At 45.8% G+C, this 16,174-nt stretch carries 14 protein-coding genes; 6 read left to right on the forward strand and 8 right to left on the reverse strand.

Annotated elements, in window-relative coordinates; translation table 11 throughout:
* Nucleotides 1-96: 96 nt before the first annotated feature.
* Nucleotides 97-1,167 carry a helix-turn-helix domain-containing protein gene (locus tag G8759_RS04215; protein WP_167205518.1) on the reverse strand — a complete coding sequence of 357 codons (1,071 nt, stop codon included), beginning with the start codon at nucleotides 1,165-1,167 and terminating at the stop codon, nucleotides 97-99.
* 204 nt (nucleotides 1,168-1,371) lie between these two features.
* Here G8759_RS04215 and G8759_RS04220 point away from each other — a divergent pair, with 204 nt between their 5' ends.
* The 6 genes from G8759_RS04220 (at nucleotide 1,372) to G8759_RS04245 (ending at nucleotide 6,611) form a co-directional block, all read left to right on the forward strand.
* Complete coding sequence (locus G8759_RS04220) at nucleotides 1,372-2,142, forward strand: SDR family NAD(P)-dependent oxidoreductase (RefSeq protein WP_167205520.1); 771 nt, start codon at nucleotides 1,372-1,374, stop codon at nucleotides 2,140-2,142.
* 108 nt (nucleotides 2,143-2,250) lie between these two features.
* Complete coding sequence (locus tag G8759_RS04225; protein ID WP_167205522.1) at nucleotides 2,251-3,156, forward strand: helix-turn-helix domain-containing protein; 906 nt, start codon at nucleotides 2,251-2,253, stop codon at nucleotides 3,154-3,156.
* Nucleotides 3,157-3,358: 202 nt separating this feature from the next.
* Nucleotides 3,359-3,934 carry a helix-turn-helix domain-containing protein gene (locus tag G8759_RS04230; RefSeq protein WP_167205524.1) on the forward strand — a complete coding sequence of 192 codons (576 nt, stop codon included), beginning with the start codon at nucleotides 3,359-3,361 and terminating at the stop codon, nucleotides 3,932-3,934.
* Nucleotides 3,935-4,121: 187 nt separating this feature from the next.
* The gene (locus tag G8759_RS04235) at nucleotides 4,122-4,697 is read left to right on the forward strand and encodes a hypothetical protein (protein WP_167205526.1); all 576 of its coding nucleotides are present in this window, start codon (nucleotides 4,122-4,124) and stop codon (nucleotides 4,695-4,697) included.
* A gap of 257 nt (nucleotides 4,698-4,954) precedes the next feature.
* Nucleotides 4,955-5,416 (forward strand): hypothetical protein, encoded by a 462-nt coding sequence (locus G8759_RS04240; RefSeq protein ID WP_167205528.1) that lies wholly within the window; start codon nucleotides 4,955-4,957, stop codon nucleotides 5,414-5,416.
* A 484-nt stretch (nucleotides 5,417-5,900) separates the two neighbouring features.
* Complete coding sequence (locus G8759_RS04245; RefSeq protein ID WP_167205530.1) at nucleotides 5,901-6,611, forward strand: hypothetical protein; 711 nt, start codon at nucleotides 5,901-5,903, stop codon at nucleotides 6,609-6,611.
* A gap of 190 nt (nucleotides 6,612-6,801) precedes the next feature.
* Here G8759_RS04245 and G8759_RS04250 read toward each other — a convergent pair whose 3' ends face one another.
* From G8759_RS04250 to G8759_RS04280, 7 genes are all read right to left on the reverse strand, one after another.
* Nucleotides 6,802-7,851: a sensor histidine kinase gene (locus tag G8759_RS04250; RefSeq protein ID WP_232074125.1), complete on the reverse strand. Its 1,050-nt coding sequence runs from the start codon at nucleotides 7,849-7,851 to the stop codon at nucleotides 6,802-6,804.
* 231 nt (nucleotides 7,852-8,082) lie between these two features.
* A complete protein-coding gene (locus G8759_RS04255) occupies nucleotides 8,083-9,561 on the reverse strand; it encodes a M48 family metalloprotease (protein ID WP_167205532.1) in 1,479 nt (492 codons plus the stop codon).
* Between the two features lie 563 nt (nucleotides 9,562-10,124).
* The gene (locus G8759_RS04260) at nucleotides 10,125-11,060 is read right to left on the reverse strand and encodes a pseudouridine-5'-phosphate glycosidase (protein WP_167205534.1); all 936 of its coding nucleotides are present in this window, start codon (nucleotides 11,058-11,060) and stop codon (nucleotides 10,125-10,127) included.
* A gap of 48 nt (nucleotides 11,061-11,108) precedes the next feature.
* A complete protein-coding gene (locus tag G8759_RS04265; RefSeq protein ID WP_167205536.1) occupies nucleotides 11,109-12,038 on the reverse strand; it encodes a PfkB family carbohydrate kinase in 930 nt (309 codons plus the stop codon).
* Between the two features lie 204 nt (nucleotides 12,039-12,242).
* Nucleotides 12,243-12,611 (reverse strand): LytTR family DNA-binding domain-containing protein, encoded by a 369-nt coding sequence (locus G8759_RS04270; RefSeq protein WP_167205539.1) that lies wholly within the window; start codon nucleotides 12,609-12,611, stop codon nucleotides 12,243-12,245.
* A gap of 209 nt (nucleotides 12,612-12,820) precedes the next feature.
* On the reverse strand, nucleotides 12,821-15,469 hold the full coding sequence (locus tag G8759_RS04275) for an ABC transporter permease (RefSeq protein WP_232074126.1): 2,649 nt from the start codon (nucleotides 15,467-15,469) through the stop codon (nucleotides 12,821-12,823).
* Nucleotides 15,466-15,801, reverse strand: coding sequence for a PadR family transcriptional regulator (locus tag G8759_RS04280; RefSeq protein ID WP_167205541.1), 336 nt, complete (start codon nucleotides 15,799-15,801; stop codon nucleotides 15,466-15,468). The genes G8759_RS04275 and G8759_RS04280 overlap by 4 nt, the downstream gene beginning before the upstream one ends.
* Nucleotides 15,802-16,174 lie beyond the last annotated feature (373 nt).

The following is a 16,174-nucleotide window of genomic DNA, read 5'->3' on the forward strand; positions in this document are numbered from 1 at the left end:
GATGGATTTTGTCTGATCCAAAAATCAGCAGTTAACCGACGGCGTAGGTTCGGTAAAAGGAAATCAGGAGTATGGATTTATAAAACCGTACCCGATCTAGAGGCTAATGGATTGATTGGTAGCTTGTTGGTAATTAAAGGGCGTAACCCCTTTTAGCTTTTTGAAGGCGGCAAAAAAGGTCGATTTAGAATTAAAACCTACCTCATAACCGATCGCTTCGAGGGTAAATCGCTGGTCAATCGTCATCATCCTGCACGCTTCCGCTATCCTGAATTCGTTAATATACGTCGTGAAATTTTTACCCAGGTGCTCATTGAGGAGTGCCGAGAGCTGATGTCCGGAAATTTGTATTTCGCCCGACAATTCATGAAGTTTCAGATCCGGATTTTTATAAAGAGCCTTTTCCACCATCACTTTTTCCAGTTTGGACAACCATAGTGCCGCGTCACTTTCGGTCAATTTTTTAACAATGGGTTTGGCCGGTAAAAGCAGGAAGAGTTCGTCGGTTTTTTTTCTGTAAAAAAGGATGGTCACAGCCAGGTAAAGGATCAGGGAAAAAGCAATGGCCCCGCTGATATAGGATGCGAACGGGGCGTTGATCAGGGAGGAAAAATAAAACAGGAAAATAATGGCATTGCCTGTGAAGATCATGCAGATCCAGGTTTCAGCTGGCTTCATTTGATAAGACCGGATGAAAACTTTTCCGAGCAGGCTGTGGATTACAAATCCTGAAGCCACCAGGAAGCAGAACCATTGCAGATAGATGATTTTGGCAAAATAGCTGTTCCAAAGTCCAGAATAAGCTGAGTAAGGGAACCCGATACCAATTATCAGAGTAAGGGCGGCCAGCAAAACGAGTGTCCAGATCCAACTTTTCGGTAGTTTTACCAACGGTTTTATGGCCGAACGCACAAAAAAGTACAAAAAAGGGCCAATGAAAAAGCAGGCTGAAAGGCCGATTTGCAGATAGATTTTGGGCAACTTCCCGTCAAAATAAAGAAAAACCGATTTTCCGACTCTAATGCTCAATGCGAGCAGCAATGCCCCCAGAAAATAGTTAGCCAGATACTTTTTTTTGGTAAAAAATAGTAGAAATAACCCCAGGATAAGCCCGTTGAACGCGCCCAATGCACTGAAAAAGAATAGGATCTCTTTGCCGGTATTCATCGTTGTTAAACAGGTTGCCCTGTCAAATGTAACGGATTGAAACCCTCATTTCAAGCGCCTGTTGACGTCTATCCTAGCGGGGACTCGCACAAGGGTTAAGTAGTTGCCGAAGCAACCGTGAAAAGTATAAGAAATCAGTAGAAATAGTTAAATGCGTCTGGTACGATAACGGGAGCTTTGTAGCAGCATTACAATGTTTCGAAAATGAAATCAGACGCAAAAAAAATCGCCCTGGTAACGGGAGGAAGCCGGGGTTTAGGAAAAGATATGGCACTGAGTCTTGCCAGAAAGGGTAACGATGTCATCGTTACATACCATTCGCAAAAAGAGGAGGCATTGGCGGTTGTAGCGGAGATCGAGCTTGTCGGTCAGCGGGCGGCCGCGTTACCACTGAATACAGGAACGGTGAAAAGCTTTGATGCTTTTTTGACCACCTTGCAGGAAACGCTGAACAACAAATTCCAGGCTGAACACTTTGATTTTCTGATAAACAATGCCGGGCACGGAATAACGGTGCCGTCATTTGCCATGACAACGGAAGAGCAATTTGACGAACTCATGAATGTTCACCTCAAAGGTGTATTCTTTCTGACGCAGAAAGCACTGCCTTATCTCAACGATGGAGGAGCTATTGTGAACATTTCTACGGGTTTGACCCGATTTTCCTACCCGGGCAGTGGCGCTTATGCCAGTATGAAATCAGCCATTGAAACCCTGACAAAATACATGGCTAAAGAATTAGGGTCGCGCTTTATCCGGGCTAATGTGGTAGCACCCGGCGCTATTGCTACCGATTTTAACGGAGGACGATTGAGAGAAACGCCACAGGTTCAGGAGTATATAAAGTCCATTACGGCGCTTCCCCGAATTGGCCAGGCCGATGATATTGGGGGCGTTGTTGCCTTTCTGTGTTCGGAGGATGCTAAGTGGGTCAATGCCCAGCGCATCGAAGTATCCGGTGGCATGTATCTGTAAATGAGTTAGGTGTGCCCCAGAACCAGCAATTTTTTAACAAAACAACCATACAGTTCAGTAGCTGTACGGTTGTTGAATTGACAATTTATCCAATTTTGTTCCGACATCATGCAGACTACATTTGTTGATATCGTATCTATCTCGGATCTGCACAAACTCTATAGTTGCCCAAACCCGAAGCACCCGCTAGTTTCGGTTATTGATCTGAGAGAAATAAGCCGCGAGAACATTCGTGAAGAAGAAACCTTTTACCGGCTGGGATTCTATGCCGTGTATTTAAAACAACTGAAAGGCGTGATGCGGTATGGGAAATCGTATTATGACTTTGATGAAGGCACCCTGATGTTTACCGCGCCGGGGCAGGCTATATCGACCTCGCGCCGTGTTCCCTATAACGAAGGCTGGGGTTTATTTTTTCATGCCGATCTGCTGTATCGAACCGAGCTCGGGAGAAAAATTCACCAGTATTCATTTTTTCAGTACGACGCCAACGAAGCCCTGCACGTATCTGACGAGGAGAAAACCATACTGCACGTCTGTGCCCAAAACATAAAGCGCGAATATTCGCAGAACCTCGACAAACATTCGCAGGGGCTTATGCTAAGTAACATTGAGTTGCTGCTCAATTACTGCGATCGGTTTTATGACCGGCAATTTATCACCCGCGCCAAAGTAAGCCATGATATTGTTCAGCAATTTGAAACCGCACTGATCGACTATTTTTCGCAGAACTCACTGATCGAGCAGGGCTTACCCGATGTAAAATATTTTGCCTCTCTGTTGAGTTTATCGCCCAATTATTTGTCGGATCTGCTCAAACGGTATACTGGCAAAACAACCCAGGAGCACATTCATCTGGCGTTGATTGAAAAGGCGAAGTCCTTGTTATGGAGTTCTAATAAATCCATCAGCGAAATTGCTTACGAGCTTGGTTTTGAACACCCCTCTCACTTTACGAAGGTATTCAAAACCAGGTTGGGGAAGTCACCGAAAGAATTCAGAAACCTGAATTAGCGGATAATATTCTTTCTGGTAAAGGTTATCGCTTGATGGAGAATGAAAGATAACGACAGGGAAATTGTAGACTCCGACTAGAATAAAGCTCTGATGGTGTGCTCATTTTATGCCTGAGGACACAAATGTCGTAGAAATGTCGGCATAGAACCGGCTGACACACATCGCTTTCAATCTACATTTGTTCAAAAACAACTGAACGATGAGCAAGGGATTATTAGCGGCTAAAATTGGGTCACTCAGAAAAAGCAAAGGCCTCTCTCAGGAAGAACTGGCCGACTCTTCGTCGATCAATCTGCGAACGCTTCAACGGATTGAATCCGGAAGGACCGAACCACGCGGGCAGACGCTCCGTATGATTGCTAAAGCTTTAGACACACCTGTTGAGGATTTTCTGGATTTTACCAAGGAAGAAGACACCGGTTTTTTACAGGTGATGAACCTGGCGACCCTTTCTTTCTGGGTGATTCCGCTCGGCAACCTATTTATTCCGCTGGTACTCTGGATCATGAAGCGGGATAAGATAAAAGGAGTGAATGAACTGGGCAGACGGATCATCAATTTCCAGATTACCTGGTCGTGTATTACTTACGGTTTTGCTTTTATTTCGATGATCAGCGTCTTCAGCGGATTACCCTTTGTCATTTCACCGCTTCTGGCCCTTCCGATTATTCTCGCCCTCTGCCTGTTCAATTCGCTGATTATTCTGATGGCTACCTTCCAGCTTCGGCGGGGGAATAAAAACATATATTCAATTGCTTTCCCCATTCTCCATTAGTTCGACCAGAGCGCTCTTTTTTGTGAAAAATACAACCATCGCTCTCTGAAGCACACCACATTCGTGTTGTTTATAGGAGCGAGCCTGCCAAACAGGGGCGTCAGCAAAGGCCGAACAATGAAAAGATACAGCGTCTTTTTTAATACGCTCAAAGGTGGTAGTTTCGGGCATCACCTAGATTCAACCGATGAAACCCTTCCTGCGGCTAGTCTGTATCTGTTTAATTACTCTTTTCCCTCTTACTCAGGCCTGTACACCGGTTGATAAAGGACCAAACACCAAAGTGGATAAAAAGGGTGGCTATAAAAATCTAAAACTAGATGCACCCTACGACTCGCTAAAAAAACTCGTTACACTCAATCAGATAGTTGACGATCCGTGTACGGCGACAAAAAAATTTGAGATCATTACGGAGCCTTACACGACCCTCAGTACGATTCATTTAGATAAGGTAGAAGTTGAGTTTGTGCGTGATAGTTTGTACCGGGTCGTTTTGCATAAACGATACAGTTACCAGATTGACAGGGAACTCCACGAGACCTACCGGGCGCAATTTGGTCAGCCATCGGAGGAAAGAAAGACGATTGCGGGCACTAAATACACAACCTATAAGTGGATTGGCGCCAAAGCATATATTTACATCATACAGCGTGATCATGCTGATCTTGATATTGAATACGGCTCTTTCCGGGGCAGGGATCGTTCCATCGACGAAGCGGAAAAATGCACTCAGCGCAAACTCGAAAAAGGAGATAACATGTGATTCTTGACTTGATAACGTCCGTGTTCTCATTGAGCCTGATCACGCCGGATTTGACCTGGGCTCGTCATACCGTCAAACAGATTTACTAGGAATAAACATTTATACGTAAGGGACAAATATAGCTTTGACCCACGTGGCTTTGGGGTTGGTATCAGATATATTGGTACTGATCGAGGCTGGTGGGCTGAAACAGCTACGAGAGGTATTTCCCAGAATGCTCCCTCTAGTGCCAAATCGTTTAATATTATCTATCCGTGATGAACAAATTAATCGTAGGTCTTTTACTCTTAATTGGGTTATTGGTAGCCTTCTATTTTTGGCTGAAACCGCTTACACCTCAGCAACACGCTGAAAAATACAGTGAGCTTGAGATTCCAGGCGAAGTTCAGGTAACTGAATTCTCAGATCAAAGTTCTATTTTTTTTGGTGGCGGGATCATCTGTGGCGAGTTAGTCCTGGGCAAGAATCAGATCGAATCGCTCCGCTCACAAGCCAGTCAAAAAAATTATGTCTTCACTGACAGTTTGGGTGATTCGAAACGGTTAGTAAGAGCCGTGACTCAACGAGGATGTTGTGACTCAACGAATGCGAATATCAGTACCCACAGTGGGTTTTACAAACGATTCGGGGAGGATTCTAAAGGTAGTCAATATGCGATTATAGACGTCACCGCTCAGCGTCTTTACTTTTTTCATGCTAAAGTTTCTGAGCTCTTTTAACACGAAGAGCAAGCCACTTTTAATAAGAGGCTTGCTCCTTTAGTATGCATTGTAGCTACCAAAGCGTGTCTACCAATTATCGTCTTTAAGTTTATCTTTAAATAGCCAGCTCACTAAAAGACAAAACAATCTTCTTTTGAGCTGGCAGCTGGCTATTTACTTTGCTGTCGCGCGCGTTACCAACATTTGTTAGCTACAAAGGCGGAATCTCTCCACTTGTGAACTGCCCCTATTTGTCCATTTTCGGTTGACGACGTACACTTTTAGATACTCTTTTACTCTACTAGGAGTGAACATAATAGCCATTGCTCAGCGCCCACGTAGACTTGCGCTTTATATGCTATAGAAAATCAATTGATTATTCTGTCTACTGTTCCAGCAACTGCCTTGGCCGCTTCGGGGGCTATCTTGATTAGTGTAGCTTTACAATAAAATTTAACGGACTAGGCGCTACAAAGTTTTTGCGCCTAGTCCTTTTAAAAACATGGCAAAAAACGCATACAAATGGCTCTCTGATTTTAAGGATCGTTATAAAGCTAGTCCGTCTTTTTTAGCTTCTATGGACCATGAATTAAGAAAAGAGTATACCAAATTGACGAATAAAGAATTTGATATACTTTATCTTTTCATCGAGTTTCAGGACAATTTGAGGTATGATAAACAGACTAATGAAGCCGTTTTAGAAGCAAGCCCTCGATTTGTAGTGAATTATGCTGGAGAGGCAATAATTACTTGGAAGCATAAATATGAATCTAATCTCATACTGCCTGCTGATGATATTCAGCCATACGAGGTTAGTTTTAAATGGTCAAAATTAGTACTTCCCAACCTCCCAATGGATCCGGTAAAAGAGGATTTGGCGAAGAAACTTGGGCTACAACTGAGCTATGTCTTAATTGACGAAACATTCATTGCTTCATTAGACATTAGTTTTCATGTTCAACTAAAAGATCCATTGATTATAGAAACCTTATCGACACACCTTGGCGATTTAGTAAATGCTTGGAATCTTCGAGCTGAACAGGATAGCACTCGTCAAACAGGCTTCATTCATAATTTTTATCTTGACGGACAGCAGAAGAACAAAGTCATCTTTAGGCTAGATACGGGTTCCTCTGGTTATGACGGATTGAAATTGATTCTTGCCGAACTCAATGATCCTGTCTGGGGCGTCAGAAAAGTAACGATTGACTAATCCTGATTTACTAGGCATGGGCCGCCCAAACCAAACAGTTTCCACCAGTAGCCTGAGTCGTTAACTCCTGGCGTTGCTCGCAAACCCAGGCTGAGCTTGGTGATTCTTGACTCGATAACGTCCATGTTATCGTTGAGCCTGATCAGGCCGAGGAGACAAACCGTCAAACCAGTTTGCACGCAATAGATAATTATACCAGTGGTAGGGTAACGCGAAATTCGCTCCCGTCGTCTTCAATGATGGGAGTGGGTCGACCCAGCATCTGGTATTTGGAGACAATGTTGCTCAGCCCTATGCCATTGCTCAGCGCCCGCGTAGATTTGCGCTGTATGTTGTTGCTGACAATCAATTGATTATCCTGATTGGTGTACAGGTTGATAGTCAGTGGCTGCTCGGGAAGAACAACGTTGTGCTTGACGGCATTCTCAATCAACAGTTGGAGCGTCAGGGGTGGGAGTTGTCGATCTTCGTTGCCGGGTAGAACATGTGTCATTAATAAAAGCGAATCGCCGTGACGGGTTTTGAGCAGGTGGTAGTAGGAGTTAAGGAAGTCTAGTTCTGCCGTGAGCGGCACCAGCGGAGAGTCGTTACAGCGGAGTAAGTATCGATATACTGAACTCAGTTCCTCGCTGAACGTTTCGGCCTTCTGCGGATCTTCGGTGATCAGTGCCGTTAGTGAATTGAGGCTGTTGAACAGAAAGTGTGGATTGACCTGCTGGCGGAGGGCGTCTAATTCGGTTTGCATCTTCGCCTTCTTGAGCACTTCAGCATCCGTTAACGCTAACCGATATAGTTTCAGATAGTAAATTACTTCATAGACGCCCCCTACAATAAAGGCAAACAAAATGGCCATGACGATGTGCGTCACGTATACGCGGAGCGTTGGCGTATGAACCAGGCCTGTTGGGTCAATTTGGCTGAGGCCCCAGGTTTCGAGGGGCTGCATCAGGGCTGTCAGCACCGCATAACCGGCAAACGTGAGCAGAACACGCCGGCCGGTATTATCAATTTGAAAATAGTTGGCTCGTGCCTGGAATACCCACCAGCGTAATAATTCCCACAATGCGCCCGTTGTTATCAGCCCCCAGCAAAAGGTCAGCCCTACCAGTGGCCATGCAAAGCCGTACTCACGAATGTAGAAGTACACAAACGGTAATACCGCCACCGGAATGCCGATGATCCGAAACCATTTGTCATTTGGTTTAGCGCGTTGCGGATCGACCGAGATTATTGTTTGCACGTAAAATCAGCTCTATAAGCTACTAGTTGGGGTTTCGCTCAGTAGCGTGCCACGGCTATTAATGACGTTCCTGAAAACCGTGGCACGCTACTGAGCGAAAGTCCTGCCAGTATAAAAATACAAACTTTATGAAGATCGCCAAAGATAGATTGTTCTAAACTATTCCGACAAAATTCGAACGTAGCTTCCAATAAATCTGGCTTATCGTTTGCTGAAAGATCACATGAGGCTTTATCGAGCAATAACTTTCACTGGTTTGCCCCGTGCAATACGGTCGTCGGCTTTTTGGCCGTTCAGCACGCCCAGTTCTTCTACACGGCTGGCGGGCATTCCTAACCCAATCATTACCTCGCGGAAAGAACCATCCCGAGGGGCCGTCTTGATTTGTATGCGCTCTGGTTTGCGATTGAGTTTGTCGGGGTCGGTCAGGGATTGAAAATTCCCGGCTACCTGCTTGAATGTACCGAAGGCATTCGTGAAATCGGCAGCACTCGACAGCCCATGCAGGGCATATATCGCATTGTTGTACTGAATCAGCCAGGTGCCAATCTGGAGCGCCGTTTTAGGGTCCTGTGCCTGTTGCGGCTGACCTTGTTGCTGTTGGGTCTGTTGCCGCGAAATCAGCACATAGGCTGGATTGCCGTTAATGGTGGTTTTGGTGGATTCCAATACGTTCAGACTCAGTTCTTTTACCAGATTTTGAGAAGCTTCATCCAGCGAATTACCTTTCGCCAGCATTAAAATCATCGCTGATTTGCCATCCTTGTCGGCCATCTGAAACTGACTGGGTGAGTTCTGAGACTGCCAGCCACGCGGCACCGGAAACTGAAACCGCAGCTCTGGGTGGTAGAACTGGCCGTTTTCTACAAACCCCTGTTTGGGATCTTCTCCATACGTAATACCATCGATTAGCCGCAGATACGTGTCACCTTCTACCCGATAAGAAGCGGGATGCTGCGCCTGGTAGTCTTTGGCCAGTTCATGAACCCGGCTGAATCGATTGCCTGGGTCGGGGTGGGTAGACATAAACTGCGGCACTGCTTGCCCGGAGTTTTCGGAGATGCGTTTGAGTGTGCCAAAAAAATCAGCCATTTGATGAGCATCATAGCCAATTTTACTGGAGTACTCCACGCCCAGTTTGTCTGATTCTGATTCATGGTCGCGGCTGTATTTCAGCGATAAAAGACCCAGTCCCTGCTGCAATGCTTCAATATTCTGCCCAACCACCTGAGGGGCTAAAACGGCCCCGCCAATCAGGGCTATCGTGCTTAGTAACTGACTTTTCTGCGAACGGGCTGCGTGTTTGGCGGTAATATGACCAATTTCATGCCCTAACACACCCGCAAATTCGGCTTCATTGTTGAAGTGCGCCAGAATGCCACGCGTGAAATACACGTAACCACCCGGCACCGCAAAGGCATTAACGACCGGCGAGTCGACAATAAAGAACTGGTAAGGCAACTCGGGTCGGTGCGAAACGTTCGCCATTGCCTTGCCTTTCTCGTTCATGAAAGCCTGAATTTTTTTGTCTTCATATAGCCCCATCGTAGCGACGACCGAAGGGTGCGATTCCTTGCCGATTGCCAGTTCCTGTTCGGTTGACATCAGGCTCAATTCCCGCTTACCGGTAACCGGATTACGGGCACATGCTGATGCAATGAATAAGGCAATAAAAGCAAGAGATCGGTAGCAAAATGTGTACGTTTTCATGATCGTGTAGGAATAACGGATTGGTAGATTCACGCCGTTGGGTATTGATCGACATGACTGTATTTTGTGGGCGCTTTGCAGTAAGACATCCTGGAGATTTCAGGCAAAGAGCGAAAGCCGCCCAAATCTCCAGGATGTCTACCAGTTAGAGATCGCAATCAGGATCACCGCTAAAAAGCTGTAATTCATAGATTTCAGATCAAAACGCTCAACCCTATAACACGGACCGGTCCGTGTTTTGTTTAATGGGATTTTAATAAGAATCCTACAACGGGTTCGCTACGCCTTCAATAAAAGTCAGGGCAATTTTCCTGAATTTCCGCTCGCATGGGCGGTCATGAGGGTTTCATACTGACGGGCGGGCAAATTGGCCCGTGTTTAGCGTCTGCTAAAACCTGAATTTTACGGGGGTGAAAATTTGAGCCAGTGGTAATTGCTGTGCTTGGCACGAGCACCTTCAACGGTACTTCCAGTCGTTTCCTGACAGGCACCACTGGATACCAGAAAAAAGTAGACGTATACAGGATGATCAGTACAATAACTCAACCGACAGGAGTTAAACACTAGTTTTCTTCAGGGAACTCCAACTCCTTGGCTGCAAACGCTACCGCAATTTTTGCCCCAGTTGCAGCATTGTTTTTTATCAGAGCAATATTCGCCTGCAGGCTTTCACCTTGTGTATGCCTGGCAATGTATTTCAGCAGGAATGGTGTGATATTTTTACCCTTAATCTGTTGGGCATCGGCAGCCTCTAAAGCCTGCTGTATATGAACTTCGATCTCATCTTTAGGCACCTGCTGGTGAGCAGGCACAGGATTCGCAATCAGTACTGACCCTTCCAGACCCATTCCCCATTTAGTTTTGAGCAGGGCAGCAATCTGTTCTGGTGTATCCAGGCGAAGGGGGGAGGCAAAATTGCTTTGGTTGCTGTAAAAACCGGGCAGCTCGTCCTGACCAATGGTTACCACGGGAATGCCTTTGGTTTCCAGATACTCCAGTGTGAGTCCAATATCCAAAATACTTTTAATGCCAGCAGAAACCACCGCCACCGATGTGTGCCCCATTTCGGTCAGGTCGGCCGATATATCCATGCTATGCTCGGCTCCCCGGTGCACGCCACCGATACCCCCGGTAACGAATAAGTTGATGCCCGCCATAGCGGCAATACGCATGGTAGCGGCCACCGTAGTAGCCCCATACAAATTCTGGCTAAGCACATAGGGCATATCACGCAGGCTAACTTTCCACACGTTTTTTTCCTGGCCAAAATAGCTAAGCTGATCTGTACGTAAGCCCACCCGGCACTTGCCGTTAAATATGGCAATCGTTGCAGGTATAGCCCCGTTTGCCCGTACTGTTTCTTCAACCTGAATGGCGGTTTCCACGTTTTGCGGCCAGGGCATTCCATGAGAGATGATCGTTGATTCCAGAGCAACTACCGGTTTGCCACTGGCAATGGCCTCTTGTACTTCAGGTTGTATCGCTAAATAGTTTTTCATCCTATGGGTTATCGACAAAAAATGCATTCATGCGTTGTTCGCGGTGGCTTACAGGGAATAATACTCCTGTGCTTTTTCAATTAATTTCTCCCGGGTTAAATGCGTAGCAATCGCGCCCTCTACCCGTAAAATTTCGCCAGCCAGCGTGTGGGCTAACTTAAGGCATCCTTCATCGGAATAACCCAAGTATTTGCCTAAGACAAAACCACTTAGTGCTCCATCACCGGCACCGGTGCAATCGATTATATCAACGGCCAGCGTATGCAATTGGGTAGCGTTATCGTTTGTGTATAATACAGAACCTTCAGCCCCTTTGTGGAGCCAGATTGCCTGGATACCCTGGTCAGTTAATTCCTGAATCTGCTGCTCGGTGGTAACCGCATCAGCACTACAAAGAACTGGTAATTCATCTTCGTTCGGCGTTAGCAGGAATACTCCTTTCAGGGTCACCTGCAACAACTTTTTGGCTGGCGGAACCGATACCGGTTCAATAATCAGAGGTACACCTGACCTATTACTAAAATCAACCAGCCATTGCAGTGATTGGACGGACAGATTGGTGTCGGCCAATAAATAACAGGCTGAACCCAGTAGGTCAGTCTGTTTTTCTAAATAGTCAGGTGTTAGCAAATGATCACTACTATTGGCAAGAAGTGCGGTATATAGCGAACCATCGTGATTGATAATACCAGTATATTTTCCAGTAGAACCAGCATCGGCAAACAGGCTACTGCTTAAGCGTATACCGGCACTACTACAACTATTTTTCAGCCAATTACCGGCTGAGTCATCACCGAACACACTAATTAATTCGACCGGTACGTCTAATAAAGCTAACTGATGAGCCAGGTTTCGACTTACTCCACCTGCCTTTTGCAGAACGCTAGCCATGTTCGTGGTAGCGGGTAATATGGGCTCATTCACATAATATAATTCATCCACAAAAGCCCCACCAATGCACACAACCGGTTTTGTCATTTTCACCTACAATTAGTCGTCACGTCACAACTGCGCCTGGCAGGAGGTACTTCTTACTGTCGAAAGTATTAAATTATTCAGGTTATGCATCCTGGCCAGTACGAATCTGCTGATATCTGAGTGAGAGCAACCAGAAGATAGTTCATTATATAGGACTCGTCGACCAAAATTTATTGAGTCTGTGGATGATCAATCGAATAGCATTTAAGACTCCTTATCGTGCTGTGAAGTGCTGGATTTAAAGCTATTAAAAGGACTTATTCCGAGCTCGGCTCTAACCGCATCGATCCGCCGTCGCGATACGGGTAAGCGATGCCCCGTACGCAAAAGTACCTGAGCTACTCGAGAAACTTCCTGCTCAAAACCAACGACATAGCGAGGATTAATCAGCGCTGATTTATGAATCCGGATAAACGATGGGAGTTGTTCGTCAAACCATTTCAGGGTTTGGGTCGCTAAGTACGTGGGGCGATTTGAAAAATAAATTCGGGCATAATTACGATCTCCCTGAATCCATACTATTGATTCAAGGGCAATGGGATTTTCTAATCCGGCTACGTTGAGAGTAGTCATGAATAAACATCGATGGTGCGGTATAGGCTCTGCGCATAGCTGATTTATAATTAAAAGATATACGTGGCTCAGCCGAAGCTGGATTGTTGACTAGTCTGAAGGTGGAGTTGGTTAACTTATTTAGCTAAATTGTGAAGGGTCGTTTTTTGCTTGAACAGGCAAAAAACGACCCTTCACAATTTGACTTTTGAGTTGCAGTCACTTACTGACTATTCCGTTCGTAACGTCTTTATGGGGTTCATCAGCGCGGCTTTCACACTTCGGAAACCGACAGTAAGTAAGGCGACAATTAACGTGATGAGAATCGCCAAGATAAAAATGCCGGCACCGAGCTCAACTCGATACACAAAATTATTCAGCCACTTGTCCATAATCCACCATGCCAACGGAGCCGCCAGCATAAAGGCAACCAGTAACAGACGGAAAAATTCTTTCCCGAATAGCCAAAGGATACTGGCAGCACTCGCGCCCAATACCTTACGTACGCCAATTTCCTTCGTTTTCTGAGCCGCCATGAACGACACTAATCCGTATAGACCCAGACAACCCACAAAAATCGCGATGGCGGCAAACGCCTGAATGAGCTGAAGCAGCATGTTGTCCAGCTTATAGAACCGCTCAATGTCCTCGTCCAGAAAACGGTATGTAAAAATGGAAGACGGATACATTGCTTTCCAGGCTTTTTCAAAAGCAGATAGAGTTGGCCCCAGATTAGCCGGATTCACTTTTACCCCGCAACTGTTGTAAACCTCGCCCCAGGTCGTCAGGCAAAGGGGCTCAATGGCGACACGAAAGGACTTGAAATGGAAATCTTTTATGACCCCGACTATGGTCCCGGATCGACCATTGATCGTAGCCGATTTGCCGACCACATCCTGTAAAGAGGCTAAACCAAGGGATTTTACGGCCGTTTCATTGAGCAGGTACTCCCGGATCGTATCCGACGGATTCAGGTTACGACCGGCCAGAATGGGTATTTTAAACGTAGGAATATACTGATGATCTGCCGATTTAATGGAAATGTTGAAGGCTTCTGCTTTCGGGCGGGAATCAAACCGAAACGAGGTACTTCCCAGGAATTCAGTTGCGGGAGGGGTATCAAAAAATGTTACATTTTCGACACCGGACATTTCCGACAGCTGTGTCCCTAACGTATTGATTTTTGACTTTTTATTATCGGGTACCGGCAGAATGACGATCGCATCTTTCCGGAAACCCATGTCGGCCTGTTGTGAATAGCGTAACTGATTGGTAATGATCAGTGTGCCAATAATAAGCAGTTGCGAAATGGCAAATTGGGTTACAACCAACCCCTTTCGCAACGAAAAGCTTCCCACCGCCTGTTGGGAAAGTTTACCTTTCAGCGCCAGTACAGGCTGAAAACGAGCCAGGATCAGACCGGGATAAGCGCCTGAACAGAAAATCACGACCAGCAGTAGGAAAAGTAAAAAGGCAAGTAAATACGTATCTGTTAATGGATTGAGCGAAAGCTCAATATCAAACCATTGATTGACAAAAGGCAAGGCCACATACGCCAACCCGAAAGCGATAAGTAGGGCCGATCCTGCAATGAGAGCCGTTTCGGTAATAAACTGCCAGAAAATCGCCCCCCGCTGGCTGCCCAATGCTTTTCGAACTCCGATTTCCCGGGAGCGCCCCAGCGCCTGAGCTGTCGCCAGATTAATAAAATTGACACAGGCCGTGACGACCAGGAAAAAACCGATCAGGGCAAAGGTCCAGAGATTTTTTTTCTCGGTATATCCCCGCAGTTTTGGATTAAAATGGACATCGGAAAGCGGCTGTAATTTAAATTGAAACTGCTTCGCCATTTCTTTGTCATAGTATTTATTTGTAATCGCCGTAAGAATCCTTGAATCGACCGTAGCCGCCGATATACCCGGTTTGAGTCGGATAAAACACTGCATTTCTTTATTGAAACCTAACCACCAGTCTTTTTCGACTATCCAGGGGCTGTGTTCCTGCAAATTGCTGAAGGGAATATAGATTTCCGTATGAAAATCAGTGTTGGGTGGAAGGTTCTGAAGAATGCCCGTAATTCTGACCGATAGGGAACTATCCACCCGTAGAAGCTTGCCGATAGGATCCTGGGTTCCAAAGTATTTTTTTGCGATTCGGTCGGTGATCAGGGCCGTATTACGTTCCTGCAAGGACATTTGCGGATTGCCCTGGATCAGTGGAAAATTGAAAATGCGAAGAAAATCAGGATCGGCAAACGCAATATCTTCCTCAAACTTTTTCTCCGGTGATACGGCAACCACGCGTTTTTTAAAGAAGGCGATTCGTCCGACTTCATCCGCGACACTATAGCCACTTCTGAAGGCTTCTCCCATCGGGTTGGGAACGCCCGTGCTGTAGGTCACTTTTTCTGTATGAAGCTCTGTATAAATACGATAGATCCGATCTTTGTTAGCATGGAACGAATCAAAACTCAGATGGTATTTGACCAATGTGAAAATAAGAATAGTACAGGCAATCCCAAGGCTTAGGCTCACCACATTGATGACCGTGTATGATTTGTGCCGATTCAGTTTTCTCGAAGCGATTTTAACATAATTGCCTAGCATAGCCATTGGGTTTGGTGGTGAATAATCACTCGGTTTTGTGTATAAATAGGCTGATTTGGCTTGTTTACGCCAAAGCCGGGGATGTAACAGCAACAGCATTTCCAGCACATACAATAGCCGGGCTTTTGTGTATCCATACCGCTGACCCCGCTTTTGAAATAATTCATACAGATCACCCAAAATTTCTTCCCGAATATGAGGAGCCGTAATTCGTGCCAGCAGCCGCTCGGCCCAGCCCGGGGGATCCTGATGTGTTTTATTTTTTCGATTCATGTAAGATGATCAAAAGCGTTTTTGGGAATACCTTCCCACAACTCATTCCGGATATGTCGCGCTTCCCGCAGGGATTGTTCACCCGCTAGAGTTACCGTAAACAGACGTTTGCGTCGTCCACCTCGTTCGGGCGTCGCTTCGCCAAAGCGGGAAATAACCAGGCCTTTTTCTTCTAATCGTTGCATGGTTCGGTGAACGGCTCCTAAGCTTATGGGCCGCTCTAACCGTTGACTTAGGTTTTCCACAACGACTACACTGTAGGCATCATCGTAGCGTAAAGCAATCGTTAGTAGAACGATCTCTTCGAACTCGCCTAATTGGGTGCCTTTCATAAGTTAGTATTACCACTTGAGGAAGTAAAGTTTTTCTTTCTCTTTTGCATAGCAAATCAGAGGCCAACAACTCTTATAGGCTTTAAGCGCCAAAAAAGGCCCATTTCCTGCTTCTTTGGGACAGTTTACCGTCCGAAAACGGACGGTAAACTGTCCAGATCTGGACGGCTTTTGGTCGTTATTCTAATTCCGTCAATGATGCGCCTAAAACATGAATAGGATGATATGTCTGCTAATTTGATGAATATATAATTCCTTAACTTACGTGTCTCGGAAAATACCCGTCCGTTGCTGTTGGAACAACCTTGATTGAGGCTCGTTGCGTAAGTTGGCTATCTTTATTCGTGACAGGCAAACAACCTTGTCAACTGCG

The sequence above is a fragment of the Spirosoma aureum genome (genome assembly GCF_011604685.1).
Lineage (GTDB): Bacteria > Bacteroidota > Bacteroidia > Cytophagales > Spirosomataceae > Spirosoma > Spirosoma aureum.